We start from the raw sequence: 1,886 nt of genomic DNA on the forward strand, positions 1-1,886 counted from the left end.
TACGCCTACGACGACCATGACCAGCTGATTAAGATCCGCGATGCCGAGGGTGGCCTTTGGCTGCGCGACTACGACGAGCGCGGCAACCTGGTAGAGACGGTCGACCCGCTGGGCAACAAGACCGAATTTGCCTACACCCCAAGCGGCCTGGTAAGTGCGATCAAGGACGCCAACGGCAACCAGAAGGCGCTGGCCTACAACGACGCCGGGCAACTACTCGAGTACGTCGACTGCTCCGGCAAGACCAGCCAGTGGGCCTACAACGACTTCGGCCAGCTGGTGCAGTTCGCCGACGCAGCGGGCAACAAGACCGCCTATGAGTACAAGGCCGGGCAACTGTCCAGGGTCACACACCCCGACAACACCGAAGAGCGCTTCGAACGTGATGCCGAAGGCCGTCTGCTGGCGTACCTCGACGCGCTCGACCGCTGCACTACCTGGACCTATTCCGGCGCCGGGCTTCTGGCCGAGCGCGTCGACGCCAACGAGCACACCCTGCGCTACCGCAGGGATAAACTGGGCCGGCTGATTGGCCTGGAAAACGAAAACACCAGCCAGGCGAGCTTCGTGTACGACCCGGTCGGTCGCCTGTTGCAGGAGACCGGCTTCGATGGCCTGACCACCCGTTATCAATACGACCCGTACAGCGGTCGCCTGGCCTCGACCCAGGTCGGCCAGCGCCGCATCGACCTGCGTTTCGACCCCATGGGGCGGCTGGCCGAGCGTACCGCCAGGCTGGGCGATCAGTCCCAGACCGAGCGCTTTGCCTATGACGGCAACGGCAGGCTGATCCAGGCGATCAACGCGGCAAGCCAGTTGCAGTGGTTCCATGACGAGGCGGGCAATCTGACCCGCGAGCATCAGCATTACCTGGGGTTGCAGCAGCCGGTGGTGGCGGTGTGGACGCACGAGTACGACGTGCTCAACCAGCGCATCGCGACCGTGCGCCCCGATGGCCACACGGTCAGATGGCTGACCTACGGCAGCGGCCACCTGCTGGGCATGAAGCTCGACCAGCACGACATGCTCAGCTACGAGCGCGATGACCTGCACCGTGAAGTGGCGCGCCATCAGGGCAACAAGCTGATGCAGACCCAGGCCTGGGACCCGGCCGGACGGCTGCAGGAGCAACTGCTAGGCAGCCACGACGGCAAGTCCACGTTGCTCAAGCGTCAGTACCAGTACGATGGCGCCGGGCAACTCACCGACATTCACGACAGCCGACGTGGTCAGTTGGCCTACCAGTACGACCCTGTCGGTCGCCTGTTGCAGGCCGGCAGTCGCCTGGGGGTGGAGACATTCGCCTTCGACCCGGCGGGTAACCTGCTGGACGAGAAGACGCAGCAGCTCAACCGCCCGCTGGACCAGGCCCCGAAACGCAACAGGTTGATGGACAACCTCCTGCGCGAGTACGCCGGCACCCATTACACCTACGACGCGCGCGGCAACCTCGCCGAACGGCTGCACAACGGCGTGCGTGCGCAGTTCGCCTGGGACCTGTTCGATCGGCTGGAGAGCTACAGCGACGACAAGCTCAAGGTCGAGTACAGCTATGACGCCCTCGGCCGGCGACTGCACAAACACTCGGTTGCGCATTACTCGAACAAGCCGCAGGCCGGCACGGGCTGGAATCAACTTGAACGGGCCAAGCGCCAGCGTGAGCTGGACTGTGGCTTCACGCTGTTTGGCTGGGACGGCGACACACTGGCGTGGGAAAGCGCCCCGCCGCGTGATGAAGGTGATACGGGCCGCACGGTGCATTACCTGTATGAGCCGGGCAGCTTTGTGCCGGTGGCCCAGGCCCTGCGCAGGGGGCCGGTGCGGCTGCACAAGCAGCCGGACTGGAGCCAGCGCAGTTACGACTTCGACCAGGACCCGTTGTGGCA

1 pseudogene is annotated in these 1,886 nt (G+C 64.7%); it reads left to right on the forward strand.

The window, feature by feature from the left end:
* Positions 1–1,886: pseudogene (locus tag MF6396_RS27990) on the forward strand (RHS repeat protein); the annotation flags it as partial.

The organism is Pseudomonas sp. MF6396 (assembly GCF_002018915.1).
GTDB lineage: Bacteria > Pseudomonadota > Gammaproteobacteria > Pseudomonadales > Pseudomonadaceae > Aquipseudomonas > Aquipseudomonas palmensis.